Below are 11982 nucleotides of genomic sequence, written 5' to 3'. Positions count from 1 at the left end.
TCACGGCGGGTTTCAGATACTCCGCTACCGCTTCCGCGTCCAGAGTGTTCTGGATTATGGGCGGCTTCAGCCAGAGCCAAAACGCGCTCACGAGCGCCGCCGTAACCAGTCCGGTCATCACCGCCAGGGCGTAGTGCCTCCACTCCATCCGCTGGCCCGCCCGGTCCAGACTCTCCGCGGCCTTGTTCGCTTCCGCTGCCGCTTCCTTGTACCCCTTCACCGACTCCGTGAGCTGGCGCGTGAACGTGTCGGCCTGTTCCCGGCTCTTGCGGTCGATCTCGATTAGCGTCTGCCGTGTCTCGTCCGTCAGCGCGGCCAGTGCCTGGGCCAGCGGCTCCAGCGTCACGGCCAAGTCCTCCGCGCTCTGGTGCTTGGCTTGCCTCACTGCCTCGATCTGGCTCGCCAAACGCTCTAACCGTGTCTCGTTCGATACTGCTGCGGACTGCCGCAAAGTCTCTATCTTGCTCATATGTAACCCCTCGTTTTGCCAGCCCTGCCGGGCTATAACCCTTGCCCAAGTCACTACCTTTCATGATCCTGCCGTCCAGCCGATACGACAGGCCGGACAGCTTCGCCCCTTCGAGCTGGGCGACTGGCACCAGCTCGACGCCCACGGCGTCCAGCCGCTCCTGGTACTCGGTAAAGCTTCGACAACCCTTGGCCGCTGCATCACAAAACTGTTGCAACTGCTGCCGGGTGGACGGCTCGCCAGTCCGCAAATGCTGCTCAATCTCGCCCTTGGTCGGCGCTTTGCGCTCGGCCTCGATGCTCGATGGCACCCGTTGCAACCCGTATTTCTTCTCCAGCTCGCGCATGATGACCTCCTGCCTCTTGTAGTCGTGGCTGTCGCTGGTCACGCTGCCGTCAAAGCGGATGCGGTTCGCCAAGATGTGGATGTGCTCGTGGTCGGTATCGACGTGCCGCGTCATCACAAACTGGTTGTTTTCCAAGCCCATGTCCTCCATATACCGCTTCCCAATCTCGCGCCATTGCTCATCACTGAGCTTTTCACCCGGCGCGGCGGATAAAGAAACGTGCAAAACCGCCTTGCCTAGGTTAGGTCTTAGCTTACGAATTTCGCCGAACTCTGCCGCAAGTTCTCGCGGCTTTTCTCCCGCCATATTCTTATCAATGACGCGGCCTTGCTCCTTGGTAAGGTCGTATTCCAATGCGCCCCGAAAGCCTTTTCCCTTAACCGCCTTGGCAATCATTCGCTGCCTTTCATGCCAATCAGGGCAAGCCGCAACTGATTAACTTCCGCACGTAGACTCTCAACCAGGTCGTTACTTATGACGACATTCCGGCCTTCGTTTCCAGCCCTAGCTAATTGATTCAGATTTGCTGAAAGCCGCGCCAGGTCAGCGTACTCTTCCCGGTTGATCGCCGGCACTGGCGGCGCCGGAAGACGACGCGACAAAGCAGCCTGACGCAACCAATGCGCCGGCGTTACGCTCATGGCGTCGGCCTTGCCCTTCAAAGCTTCGAATTCGGAACGCGACACGCGCACGCCGATGGTCACATCGCGCACAGTGCCGGGTTCGTTTTTCGGACGGCCACCCCTCCCATGCCTAGGCGCAGCGGTGCCGTCTGGTTCTTGCTTTTGCTGTTGCATTTACAACCCTCCGAGCGCAGCGAGTGGGGGCGATGACCGCAGGGAAGAGGCTAGTTTTCGCTTGCGAAAACATGGCTTGCTTCTGACCCGCATATCCACCAATGACTCTATCATATGCCCATCGACGATCAAGGCGTAATCCCACCCACCGGCTCCGCCACATCGGCCAGCAAATCAGCCTGACCCGGCCCGACAACAGCTAAGCTTTCACGCTTCGGCTTTGGATGGCCGACCTTGCGCAATGACTTCGCCACACCACTCAACGCGCTCCAGGTCGCAGCTGCTTCGCTATCCGTCATTGCCGCACCTGTGGCCCTGATGGATTGTGCAAGCTCGACCAAAGTCGCTGTCGCACTCATCACACGGTACTGGTTCAACCTTTCTGCTTTAACAGCCTGCCGCGCCTCAAACCAAGTCGCCAGCTCCTGCCGTTCTGCTTCGGTCAATTCGGCAATTTCGACGGATGGAAATTTGTCCGAATACCGGTCGAATGCAGCCACCAGCTTTTGACGGCTCCGCTTGCTTACCGGATCGTAGAATGACCGGATGCACTGGATTTTCTTACCTTGCTCACGAAACTGCATAGCGGATATCTTTTTATCTGATAAACATACATTATATTATCACACTAACGGATAATATTCTAACTGACGTTATGCTAAATTTCTATCAGCCTAAAAAACTAGTAAAAATAAAACGCGAAAGCTGATTTTTAGAAAAACCCATCTAAAATGTAGGATTGAGCTTACATGAGCTATACAATCTGTCCTTGTCCTTTTATTTGTCAAATTAGCATCATTAGTGTTCTGTTTAACTACGTTTCAAGTCCACTTCATCTTTCCTTTTAAGGTCATGAATGTCTACCGCAAATGATTTCAAAGTTCTGCTCATTGAGCCTTGCGATGACACGGGAACTCTCTTGGCGCTTCTCTTGGAAATGTATGGTTGCATAGTAAAAATAGAAAAGAAATTTCTTGACGCCTGTGCAAGTTTGACAACGTTTCAGCCGCACGTAATTCTGACTGAACTGGATGGTGTCGAAGATTTAAATATTGCAGAAAAGCTAAAACAAATGCCTCAAGGAAAAAATGCTCAAGTCGTGGCGTTGACAAGCCAATACTGGATTGGAATTGAGGCTGAGCTGTCGAAGGCCGGGTTTATGCACTACATGCTCAAACCAGCATCCTTAGAGAGCATTGTCAGTAAATTAACCGAAATTGCCGAAATGAACGGTTTTTCTCTGGCAGATTCTCATGACGAGCAGTCACCGCTTTTCCTTTCCCCTACTGCGTAGCGGCTCGATGACTCATTGCTCCGTTTCCTCGCCCTTTGCCGGGAAGCAAATCAGACTGAAAATATTTAGCTGATGAACTGATAACTATTTCTATGTCTAAGAAAATTTTCCCGAGTCTCTAATCGCATCCAGTATCAGATCGCGATGGTGTTTCATTAGGGAAAATGAGTCCATCATCGTTGCCAATAGCTTTTCCTGCCCCTTTGTCGGCATTCTTTGTTGCACTAGTTTTTGCACGCGCTGTCGCTGGTGTTGGATACGTTCTTCGGCCTCTGCAATGTGTCGATCCGCTTCTACAAGGTGCCGTTCTGCCTGCGCTCTATCGGACATATTTCTCCATGAAATTGACGTGACAGTGTGCTTCGGTCGAAACCGGACGTTTTGCCCCTAACCTGCCAATTTTGAGGGGTTGACTTACCTTTCCCCTGCCGCGTAGCGGTGGGGGCGGTGTGTCAAATCCCGGCCTCGCTTTGCTCGGTCGGGGCGCGTTTTTACGTGCGCGTAGATTAAAAGATGATTAAAACCTGATTAGCAGATTTTGGGCGAACACTGAAACCCGCATGGATACTGGCTTTCCGGGCTTCTAGCCTGTGGATATTGCATCCGCTAGAACGGTACGGCGCATCCGCTAGAACGGTACGGCGCATCCGCTAGAACGGTACGGCGCATCCGCTAGAACGGTATCAACTGCGAAGCTTTCGGGGCTGGCTGGCCTTCTTAGCCAAGTGCCGGCGCTGTGTCCCAATAGCCAGCTTCTGGACGTGCACCAGGTCGCCGCGAATTTCGTAGCTAAACGACTGGCCAATGGACGCGCTTGCCTCGGCCACAGCATTCAATGCCTTGCGCAGCTTCTGTCGACTGCTACGCGGCTCGGTGTTCTCGCTACCCGACAGGCTCAAAAGCGTTTCAACCTTCATTGGGAACGGCTTGGCGTGAGTGGCATAGAACCCATGCAGCCACTGCGCGAGCTGCTGACCGTTCAGGGCATGACGCACGGCCCATTCGATTTGCGTGAACTGGTCGGCAGCGAAAAGAGGGCGCAGGCGAGGGTCTAGCTCGATGACCCATTCCTGCGTTTCCTCATCCTTGGCCGCGAAGCGAATCAGACTGCCGATGTAGGTGTAGCGACCCTGCTTAACCGTGAGGGCGTTCGCCACAAGCCGCTCGATGCGGTTCTGTAGCGTCACCCGATTTTTGCCGGTGTCGGTCAGCCCCATGAGTTTCAGCAGGGCGTAGGACGTGAGGTGGCATTGACTGCCCAACTCCTGAAGGCGAACGGCGTGCAGCACGCTTTCCCACACGTCTAGGTCGCCCTGATCAAGGCGTTCGCCCTTGTAGCGGATCGTCACGCCGTCGATGGCCGCGAGATCCTCGCCGTTGATGTACAGGCGTTTGCCCTTGGCGATCGCGCCGAACAGGGCCGACCGCAGGAAGCCATTCGGCACCGCCCGGACAGGCTCCGGCCACAAGGGCAACTGCACCACGTTCTTGGGCAGAGGCGCACCCGGCAACGGCTCACGCTCGGCGCGTTGCTTCGCCTTCGCCTGCATTTCGGGGATGCGTGCCAGCAAGTCGTTTAGCTTTTTCATGCCGCTTCCCCCGCCTTACCTTTGCAGCGCCGTGCTGCGGTATCATTCTCGTCAGCCATAATCAAGCCCTTTTCTTGGTTGTTGGTTAGGCGTAGGCAGGGGTTGCCTCCCCTCCCTACGCCGTCGAATATTACTCCTACACACCGCCCCCACCGCTACGCGGCCGGGGAAAGGTCACCCCAAGCTCTGGCCGCGATCACGCTTCGCTTCCCGCGCCTCCTCCTGGGCCTGTTCTTGCCGGTGCTGCGTCACCTCCGGGGCGTTCCACGCCTTTTCAGCCGTGCGCCTGGCGTAGTCCTCGATGTGACCCGCCTTGCGGCTCTCCACGTTCGGGGAACACTCCCGGATGCCCTTTTCGATGTCCTGCACGGTGAAGCGGCCACCCTTTGCCATGTCCTGCGCGATCATCCAGTCCATGCGGGAGAGGTCCGCGTCATCGCCATACTTCGCCATGAGGCGCTGGGCCTGTCGCTGGTATTCCCTGGTGGGGTCGTAGCTACCGTATCCCGGCTTGGCTGCCTGGATGGCTTCTAGACGCTTCTGGCGCTCTTTTTGAGCCCCTGCCTTGTCCAGCCCTTGCTCGACACGCTCCAAGAGCGCTGGAGCGGCTGTAGCGGCCTTGCCGGTGCATTCATGGGCAAGCACGTACGGCTGTCGCCCGTCGCGGGTGTGTTTCGGCTTTTGGTTCGTGAATCCGGCTAGCCGCCCGTAATGCTTGCTGTCGGCGCTGTTCAGGTCGCCGCCGTAGGTGCTTGCCAATGATCGCGCCGCCACAGTGCGCGCATCGTCAGATAGCGGCCTATCCGAAAGCTTGACCCATGCCTGATAGTTTCCCGGCGAAGTTTCTATCGTTGCAGCGGATGGAAAACCATCCTTTGCCATGCGAGAAATTTTATCCGCCGTCAGATCGTCAACCAGTACCAGTCCATGCTCTCCAGCCGGCCGGATATACACGTCGTTGCCCTTGGCGTTCATGCGCTTAAGCCATGCTGTGGACTGCTCGACCTCTGCGCGGCTCCATTCCCGGTTCATCATTTGCCCGGTCTTGGCTTCCCGAATTCCAACCTCAAAGCGCGGAACGTCCAGCGCGTTTATTTGCTTTTGGATCGCTTCAAGGCTTCGATCACGGCGGGTTTCAGATACTCCGCTACCGCTTCCGCGTCCAGAGTGTTCTGGATTATGGGCGGCTTCAGCCAGAGCCAAAACGCGCTCACGAGCGCCGCCGTAACCAGTCCGGTCATCACCGCCAAGGCGTAATGCCTCCATTCCATCCGCTGGCCTGCCCGGTCCAGACTCTCCGCGGCCTTGTTCGCTTCTGCTGCCGCTGCCTTGTACCCCTTCACCGACTCCGTGAGCTGGCGCGTGAACGTGTCGGCCTGCTCCCGGCTCTTGCGGTCGATCTCGATTAGCGTCTGCCGTGTCTCGTCCGTCAGCGCGGCCAGTGCCTGGGCCAGCGGCTCTAGCGTCACGGCCAAGTCCTCCGCGCTCTGGTGCTTGGCTTGCCTCACTGCCTCGATCTGGCTTGCCAAACGCTCTAGCCGTGTCTCGTTCGATACTGCTGCGGACTGCCGCAAAGTCTCTATCTTGCTCATATGTAATCCCTCGTTTTGCCAGACCTGCCGGGCTATAACCCTTGCCCAGGTCGCTACCTTTCATGATCCTGCCGTCCAGCCGATACGACAGGCCGGACAGCTTCGCCCCTTCAAGCTGGACGACTGGCACCAGCTCGACGCCCACGGCGTCCAGCCGCTCCTGGTACTCGGTGAAGCTTCGGCAACCCTTGGCCGCTGCATCGCAAAACTGCTGCAACTGCTGCCGGGTTGACGGCTCGCCAGTCCGCAAGTGCTGCTCAATCTCGCCCTTGGTCGGCGCTTTGCGCTCGGCCTCGATGCTCGACGGCACCCGTTGCAACCCGTACTCCTTCTCCAGCTCGCGCATGATGACCTCCTGCCGCTTGTAGTCGAGGCTGTCGCTTGTCACGCTGCCGTCAAAGCGGATGCGGTTCGCCAAAATGTGGATGTGCTCATGGTCGGTATCGACGTGCCGCGTCATCACAAACTGGTTGTTTTCCAAGCCCATGCCCTCCATATACCGCTTCCCAATCTCGCGCCACTGCTCATCACTGAGCTTTTCACCGGGCGCAGCGGATAAAGAAACGTGCAAAACCGCCTTGCCCAGGTTAGGTCTTAGCTTACGAATTTCTCCGAACTCTGCCGCAAGTTCTCGCGGTTTTTCACCCGCCATGTTCTTGTCAATGACGCGGCCTTGCTCTTTTGTAAGGTCGTATTCCAACGCACCCCGGAAGCCTTTGCCCTTCACCGCCTTGGCAATCATTCGCTGCCTTTCATGCCAATCAGTGCAAGCCGCAACTGATTAACTTCCGCACGCAGACTCTCGACCAGGTCGTTACTTATGACGACATTCCGGCCTTCGTTTCCAGCCCTGGCTAACTGATTCAGATTTGCTGAAAGCCGCGCCAGATCGGCGTACTCTTCCCTGTTGATCGCCGGCACTGGCGGCGCCGGAAGAGGGGTGAACAGGGAAAACGGAAAAAATCGGGCGCTAGCATTAGCTGACAAGAGGCAAGGAAGCGCCACCCAGTATCTGCCCGTCCTATCATGTCCGTTCCGCAAAAAAACATGAAGGAGAAGCCATGACTACCAATCAATTCCAATCCTGCATCGATGCCTGCTACGCCTGCGCCGCCACCTGCGACACTTGCGCCAGCGCCTGCCTAAAGGAAGACGACGTCAAAATGATGGCCAACTGCATTGCCCTTGATATCGACTGCGCCGAGATTTGCCGTCTTGCGGCTGGCTTCATGGCACGCGGCAGCAAGCTTGCCAGTGCGATCTGCCAAGCCTGCGCCGATGTATGCGAGGCATGCGCTGACGAGTGCGCCAAACATGAAGCTCAGCACTGCAAGGATTGCGCCGCGATGTGCCGTCGCTGTGCACAAGAGTGCCGCAGCATGAGCGGTGGGGGGCGCGGCCAGGGCCAAAGCATGCAAGGGCAGCAGGCGGGCATTCATTAAAGCGTCCCGCGTGCCTGAGTTTGAGGTCGGCTATAGCCACTGATCGACAGTGGCTAGTATTCGTGTGAAATTCCTCAGCTGAGGTATCTGATTCCAAAAAAACAAATCAGGCCGGGGGCCACTGCTGCGCAGTATGCTTCACTCGCAGAATGTCGATTTGCTTGGTCAATACCCGGTAGATCACGACGTAGCTCTCGTGCGCCACCAGCTCGTAGGTGCCGCGCTTGCGGCCGGTGCGGCCGATGTGTGGATGGGCTGCGAGTGGCGTCACCTTGCCCTCGATGAGGTCGATCATTTTCCCGGCGTTGGCCGGGCTGTCCTTGGCGATGTGCTGGCCGATTTTGATCAGGTCGTTGATAGCCTGTTTTTTCCAGTGGATAGCGTGCACGCGCTCGCCTTACGCCAGTTTGATCGCGGCGCGCACTTGGCGCATCGCCTCGTCATGCGGGATCGTCGGGCTGGTGTCGTCGAGCGCTTCCTGTACCTCGGCCTTGAGCCATTTTGTGTAGGCGGCAGCGGCGTGCGCGTCCTTCATGGCGGCAGCGCGATCCGGACGCTTGGCGGCGGTGACGCTGTGCGGGTCGTAGTTCGCGGCGTCCACGTCGAAGCGCGGAATGCCGACTCCTTTCAGGTACTCGACTAGCGTTTCGAGCTTGCGGAAGATGCGCACCTGGTGGCTGCGCTGCGCCGCCAGGGCGCGCTCGGTCATGCCGTATTTGACCAGGATGCCCCAGCCGCCGTCCTGGCCGACTACGTGCGCGCTGCGCACGACACCGGCCTCGGCTAGCTTGGTCAGGGTGGTGTGGTCAATCGTTTCGGTCGCCATGCTTTTTCCTCTCTGTGTGCGAATCGTCCAATAGTTGGATTATCCGCGAATAATAGAAGATTGCAAGCGCCGCTGTTATTGGCCGCGCCTGAAAATTGACATAAAGCTACTTGCGCGAACCCTTCGGCATCCGGCGTAGTGGAACGTAAAACCGGCGTAAGCGTGCTTAGCGCCCGATTTTTTCCGTTTTCTCTATTTCCCCCATGGAGAAACTTTTTCTTTATACTGGTGGCTTGTACAGTGAACAGCCGCAAATAAGGTAGAAGGTATGCTGAAAAAAATCGATTCTTCCCAGCTTAAAATCGGGATGGCAATCCACGACCTTGATTGCGGCTGGATGGAGCATCCGTTCGCGCGGAGCCGCTTTGTGCTGACATCAGAAGTGGAAATCCTCAAAATCCACCAAGCGGGCATCCGCAGCGTGGTGATTGATTGTGCTCAGGGCATCAACACAGATGCGCCCACGGTGGCGGAGGCCCGAGCCAGCATTGAGGCGGAAGTCGTCGCTATCGCCACCGCGCCGGTAGCTCGCACGCGCGTGACACTTTCGGAGGAACTGGCGCGCGCGACTCAGATTCGACGCCAGGCCACCGGAGTAGTGCGCACTGTGATGGGCGATGCCCGTTTAGGCAAGGTCGTCGAGCTCGGCCAAGTCGGCCCGATAGTGGAAAACATTACCGCATCTATCCTGCGCAATCCGGGCGCACTGAGTGGACTACTACGCATCAAAAGTAAGGACGATTACACATTTTTGCATTCGGTCAGCGTATGCACGTTGTTGGTGGCATTTTGTAACGTGCGTGGCATGGATGCCGAAACGACGTACCAGGCAGGTTTGGGCGGCTTGCTGCACGATACCGGCAAGGCGCTGGTCCCCGACGCGATCCTGAACAAGGCAGGTGCGCTAACCGACGTGGAATTCGCCATCATCAAAAAACATCCGCGCGACGGCCACACGATCCTAATGCAATCGGACGGTATCGGCACTATTCCACTCGACATCACCTTGCACCACCACGAGCGATGCGATGGCAACGGCTATCCGGACAAGCAGGCCCAGGGGCAGATCAGCGAGCTGGCGCGCATGGCCGCGATCGTTGACGTGTACGACGCCATCACGTCGGACCGCAGCTATCACAAGGGTATGCCCCCAGCCGATGCGCTACGCAAGATCTTTGAGTGGAGCAAATTCCACTTCGACCCGGCTCTGGCACAGGAATTCGTGCGCTGCGTGGGCATTTATCCGGTCGGCACCCTGGTCATGCTTGAATCGGGGCGACTGGGCGTGGTGGCCGAAGCGCATGAGACCAGCCTACTCACGCCGAAGGTCAACGTATTCTTCAATACTAAGACGAAGGAGTACATCAAGCCGCAACAGATCGACCTGGCGCGCGGGGTGGGCTTCGGCGGAAGCGACAAGATCGTGCGTCACGAGTCGCCCTCCCTTTGGCAGGTCGACCCGATGCGCTTCATGGACATGGCGGTGTAGCGGGACCCGCTAGAAAAATCCGCGCTTGCATCGCAACTAATTTTAGAGTCACACCGATGGTTGAAGCCACAGGACAAGCTGAGGCTTTCCCTTGGTACTATCCTCAATGCAGCCCTTTGCAATGATTTCCAGTCGCTCCAATTCATGTACGGCACGGGTGACAGCGTCCCTGAAGTCCCGAATACGTCCGGCGTACTCCATTTTGTCCTTTAGCCAATCCAGCGCATACCGCTGCACTAGGTCGGCAGACGTGGCCAGCAGGCGCTGCAAGGTCTTAGCCATGTCCTGGCCGCGTCCGATCTGCATACGTTTATCCCAGTCAATCAGGCTGTATTCCCGATTCCCGAACATCTGCACCCAACGAGGGTCTAGCTTATAGCTGTACGCTTCGTCTACGTCGTCGTAACTGAATTCAGTGATGATGCGAAACGACACCGTTTTGCCTATGCTGTAACGGGTCGATCCGTCTGGCTTTCTTGCCTCAAGAAACATTGTCGCCTCCGTTAGCGACTTGATGCGGCGATGCAGCCATTCGTAATCGTGTTTACCAGTGCTGCGTTTAATCTTGCGCAGCAGCTCGGCCCGATTTAGAGGCACGGGTGTGCCTATAGGGTAGGGCTGGGCGAAAGCGATCAACGCCATGATAATGTCGCCGTCTGCCTCGTCCAGTTGCTCCCCGGTGTACTCCAGCACACAGTCTTTGCGTGTCACCATCTCGGTTTGCCGATGGAACCTGCGACGCCCGCGTGCGATAGGGGCAATAAAACTGGAGCGGTTTAAGTGGTTCGGGAAAGCCCCGATATCGAAGCCCGGCAAGAACATCTGCCGGGGTGTTTCTGCCACCTTTTGTTCGGTGGCCTCATTGCCAGTGACGACGCGTTGCTTCGTCATTTCCAGCATGTCGGCCAGTGTCTTACGCCGAGGTGCGTTATCCTTCTCGTCAGCCATAATCAAGCCCTTTTCTTGGTTGTTGGTTAGGCACTGGCCGGGGTGTCCGCCCCGTCCAGTGCCGTCGAATATTACTCCTACACACCGCCCCCGCTGCTGCGCGGCCGGGAAAAGGTTACCCCAAGCTCTGGCCGCGATCACGCTTCGCTTCTCGCGCCTTCTGTTGGGCCTGCTCTTGCCGGTGCTGCTGCGTTTCCGGGGCGTTCCATGCCTTTTCCGCCATACGCCTGGCGTAGTCCTCGATGTGACCCGCCTTGCGGCTCTCCACGTTCGGGGAACACTCCCGGATGCCCATTTCGATGTCCTGCACGGTAAAGCGGCCACCCTTTGCCATGTCCTGCGCGATCATCCAGTCCATGCGGGAGAGATCCGCATCCTCGCCATACTTCGCCATGAGGCGTTGAGCCTGCCGCTGGTATTCCCTGGTAGGGTCATAGCTACCGTATCCCGGCTTGGCTGCCTGGAGGGCTCCTAAGCGCTTCTGGCGCTCCTTTTGAGCCTCTGCCTTATCCAGCCCTTGCTCGACACGATCCAAGAGCGCTGGAGCGGCTATAGCGGCCTTACCGGTGCACTCATGGGCAAGCACATACGGCTGTCGCCCGTCGCAGGTGTGTTTCGGCTTCTGGTTCGTGAACCCGGCTAGCCGCCCGTAATGCTTGCTGTCGGCGCTGTTCAGGTCGCCGCCGTAGTGCTTTGCCAATGATCGCGCCGCCACCGTACGCGCATTATCAGATAAAGCTTTATCCGATAGCTTGATCCATGCCTGATAGTTTCCCGGCGAAGTTTCTATCGTTGCAGCGGATGGAAAACCATCCTTTGCCATGCGAGAAATCTTATCCGCCGTCAGATCGTCAACCAATACCAGCCCATGCTCTCCAGCCGGACGGATATACACGTCGTTGCCCTTGGCGTTCATACGCTTGAGCCATGCTGCGGACTGCTCGACCTCTGCACGGCTCCATTCCCGGTTCATCATTTGCCCGGTCTTTGCTTCCCGAATTCCAACCTCAAAGTGCGGAACGTCCAGCGCTTTTATTTGCTTTTGGATCGCTTCAAGGCTTCGGTCACGGCGGGTTTCAGATACTCCGCTACCGCTTCCGCGTCCAGAGTGTTCTGGATTATGGGCGGCTTCAGCCAGAGCCAAAACGCGCTCACGAGCGCCGCCGTAACCAGTCCGGTCATCACCGCCA

The 11982-nt window shown here is 57.3% G+C and carries 15 protein-coding genes and 1 pseudogene; 4 read left to right on the top strand and 12 right to left on the bottom strand.

The window, feature by feature from the left end; translation table 11 throughout:
• Positions 1–469: IncQ-type mobilization protein MobB (locus tag BXA07_RS29105; RefSeq protein WP_083708616.1), on the bottom strand; the 469-nt coding region annotated here is incomplete at its 3' end.
• Positions 470–680: 211 nt separating this feature from the next.
• Between BXA07_RS29105 and BXA07_RS31545 the strand changes: the two genes are divergently transcribed.
• The gene (locus BXA07_RS31545; RefSeq protein ID WP_244556451.1) at positions 681–1028 is read left to right on the top strand and encodes a hypothetical protein; all 348 of its coding nucleotides are present in this window, start codon (positions 681–683) and stop codon (positions 1026–1028) included.
• 179 nt (positions 1029–1207) lie between these two features.
• On the opposite strand, the gene BXA07_RS29095 is transcribed toward BXA07_RS31545, so the two are convergent.
• Together BXA07_RS29095 and BXA07_RS29090 are read right to left on the bottom strand one after the other, a co-directional pair.
• A complete protein-coding gene (locus tag BXA07_RS29095) occupies positions 1208–1612 on the bottom strand; it encodes a plasmid mobilization protein (RefSeq protein WP_076573169.1) in 405 nt (134 codons plus the stop codon).
• A gap of 128 nt (positions 1613–1740) precedes the next feature.
• Positions 1741–2196, bottom strand: a complete 456-nt coding sequence (locus tag BXA07_RS29090) for a hypothetical protein (protein WP_076573168.1) — start codon at positions 2194–2196, stop codon at positions 1741–1743.
• Positions 2197–2468: 272 nt separating this feature from the next.
• On the opposite strand from BXA07_RS29090, the gene BXA07_RS29085 reads away from it, so the two are divergent.
• Positions 2469–2906: a response regulator gene (locus BXA07_RS29085; RefSeq protein WP_076573167.1), complete on the top strand. Its 438-nt coding sequence runs from the start codon at positions 2469–2471 to the stop codon at positions 2904–2906.
• A gap of 683 nt (positions 2907–3589) precedes the next feature.
• On the opposite strand, the gene trfA is transcribed toward BXA07_RS29085, so the two are convergent.
• The 5 genes and pseudogenes from trfA to BXA07_RS30680 form a co-directional block, all read right to left on the bottom strand.
• Positions 3590–4495, bottom strand: a complete 906-nt coding sequence (trfA, locus tag BXA07_RS29075) for a plasmid replication initiator TrfA (RefSeq protein ID WP_076573165.1) — start codon at positions 4493–4495, stop codon at positions 3590–3592.
• Positions 4496–4669: 174 nt separating this feature from the next.
• Entirely contained in the window at positions 4670–5527 is an 858-nt protein-coding gene (locus BXA07_RS31540; protein WP_348532974.1) for a RepB family DNA primase, read from the bottom strand.
• A 59-nt stretch (positions 5528–5586) separates the two neighbouring features.
• Positions 5587–6087 carry an IncQ-type mobilization protein MobB gene (locus tag BXA07_RS31535; protein ID WP_170909771.1) on the bottom strand — a complete coding sequence of 167 codons (501 nt, stop codon included), beginning with the start codon at positions 6085–6087 and terminating at the stop codon, positions 5587–5589.
• Between the two features lie 22 nt (positions 6088–6109).
• Positions 6110–6829 (bottom strand): annotated as a pseudogene (locus BXA07_RS31530) (relaxase/mobilization nuclease domain-containing protein); the annotation flags it as partial.
• The gene (locus BXA07_RS30680; protein ID WP_139335856.1) at positions 6826–7008 is read right to left on the bottom strand and encodes a hypothetical protein; all 183 of its coding nucleotides are present in this window, start codon (positions 7006–7008) and stop codon (positions 6826–6828) included. The gene BXA07_RS30680 and the pseudogene BXA07_RS31530, both read right to left, overlap by 4 nt.
• Before the next feature lie 140 nt (positions 7009–7148).
• On the opposite strand from BXA07_RS30680, the gene BXA07_RS29055 reads away from it, so the two are divergent.
• The gene (locus BXA07_RS29055; RefSeq protein ID WP_076573164.1) at positions 7149–7529 is read left to right on the top strand and encodes a four-helix bundle copper-binding protein; all 381 of its coding nucleotides are present in this window, start codon (positions 7149–7151) and stop codon (positions 7527–7529) included.
• Between the two features lie 106 nt (positions 7530–7635).
• Here the strand turns inward: BXA07_RS29055 and BXA07_RS29050 are convergent, their stop codons facing one another.
• On the bottom strand, positions 7636–7917 hold the full coding sequence (locus tag BXA07_RS29050) for a type II toxin-antitoxin system RelE/ParE family toxin (RefSeq protein WP_076573163.1): 282 nt from the start codon (positions 7915–7917) through the stop codon (positions 7636–7638).
• A 9-nt stretch (positions 7918–7926) separates the two neighbouring features.
• A complete protein-coding gene (locus tag BXA07_RS29045) occupies positions 7927–8355 on the bottom strand; it encodes an antitoxin PaaA2 family protein (RefSeq protein ID WP_076573162.1) in 429 nt (142 codons plus the stop codon).
• Positions 8356–8623: 268 nt separating this feature from the next.
• On the opposite strand from BXA07_RS29045, the gene BXA07_RS29040 reads away from it, so the two are divergent.
• Complete coding sequence (locus BXA07_RS29040; RefSeq protein ID WP_076573161.1) at positions 8624–9844, top strand: HD-GYP domain-containing protein; 1221 nt, start codon at positions 8624–8626, stop codon at positions 9842–9844.
• A gap of 48 nt (positions 9845–9892) precedes the next feature.
• Here the strand turns inward: BXA07_RS29040 and BXA07_RS29035 are convergent, their stop codons facing one another.
• Positions 9893–10792, bottom strand: coding sequence for a plasmid-related transcriptional repressor protein (locus BXA07_RS29035; protein WP_244556450.1), 900 nt, complete (start codon positions 10790–10792; stop codon positions 9893–9895).
• Positions 10793–10907: 115 nt separating this feature from the next.
• The coding region (locus tag BXA07_RS29030; RefSeq protein ID WP_244556449.1) for a RepB family DNA primase at positions 10908–11982 on the bottom strand (1075 nt) is incomplete at its 5' end.

This window comes from Janthinobacterium sp. TND4EL3 (genome assembly GCF_900156175.1).
GTDB lineage: Bacteria > Pseudomonadota > Gammaproteobacteria > Burkholderiales > Burkholderiaceae_D > Janthinobacterium.
This window is presented reverse-complemented; position numbering and strand designations above follow the sequence as displayed.

Excerpts from the sequence above, each read along its gene's own strand:
- BXA07_RS29045 (WP_076573162.1), bottom strand. The coding sequence starts at position 8,355 with ATGGCGACCGAAACGATTGACCACACCACCCTGACCAAGCTAGCCGAG.
- BXA07_RS31535 (WP_170909771.1), bottom strand. The coding sequence starts at position 6,087 with ATGAGCAAGATAGAGACTTTGCGGCAGTCCGCAGCAGTATCGAACGAG.
- BXA07_RS29035 (WP_244556450.1), bottom strand. The coding sequence starts at position 10,792 with ATGGCTGACGAGAAGGATAACGCACCTCGGCGTAAGACACTGGCCGAC.
- BXA07_RS29085 (WP_076573167.1), top strand. The coding sequence starts at position 2,469 with ATGTCTACCGCAAATGATTTCAAAGTTCTGCTCATTGAGCCTTGCGAT.
- BXA07_RS29090 (WP_076573168.1), bottom strand. The coding sequence starts at position 2,196 with ATGCAGTTTCGTGAGCAAGGTAAGAAAATCCAGTGCATCCGGTCATTC.
- BXA07_RS29055 (WP_076573164.1), top strand. The coding sequence starts at position 7,149 with ATGACTACCAATCAATTCCAATCCTGCATCGATGCCTGCTACGCCTGC.
- BXA07_RS29040 (WP_076573161.1), top strand. The coding sequence starts at position 8,624 with ATGCTGAAAAAAATCGATTCTTCCCAGCTTAAAATCGGGATGGCAATC.
- BXA07_RS31540 (WP_348532974.1), bottom strand. The coding sequence starts at position 5,527 with ATGAACCGGGAATGGAGCCGCGCAGAGGTCGAGCAGTCCACAGCATGG.
- trfA (WP_076573165.1), bottom strand. The coding sequence starts at position 4,495 with ATGAAAAAGCTAAACGACTTGCTGGCACGCATCCCCGAAATGCAGGCG.
- BXA07_RS29095 (WP_076573169.1), bottom strand. The coding sequence starts at position 1,612 with ATGCAACAGCAAAAGCAAGAACCAGACGGCACCGCTGCGCCTAGGCAT.